The sequence below is a fragment of the Bradyrhizobium sp. Kon69 genome (assembly GCF_055807515.1).
Genome location: NZ_JBVVOS010000174.1, coordinates 1 through 356 on the forward strand (window position 1 = coordinate 1; position 356 = coordinate 356).

Consider the following 356-nt stretch of genomic DNA (forward strand, 5'->3'; position numbering starts at 1 on the left):
CACCCCGCTGGGCAAGATGGTGCTCAACCGCAACCCGGATAACTTCTTCGCTGAAGTCGAGCAGGTCGCGTTCTGCCCAGGCCACATTGTGCCGGGTATCGACTTCACCAATGACCCGCTGCTGCAGGGCCGTCTGTTTTCCTACACGGATACCCAGATCAGCCGACTGGGCGGGCCGAACTTTCATGAAATCCCGATCAACCGTCCGGTGGTGCCGTTCCACAACGGCCAGCGCGACGCGCAGCATCGCCCGCGCCCTGGCAACCAAGCCAAAGATTCTGCTGTGCGACGAAGCCACCAGCGCCCTCGATGCGCAGAGTGAGCACCTGATCCAGCAAGCCCTGCCGCAATTGATG

General features: G+C 61.8%; 1 pseudogene. It reads left to right on the forward strand.

The features are described from left to right. Positions 1–307, forward strand: a pseudogene (locus tag AC0L3U_RS38710) (catalase); the annotation flags it as partial. Positions 308–356 lie beyond the last annotated feature (49 nt).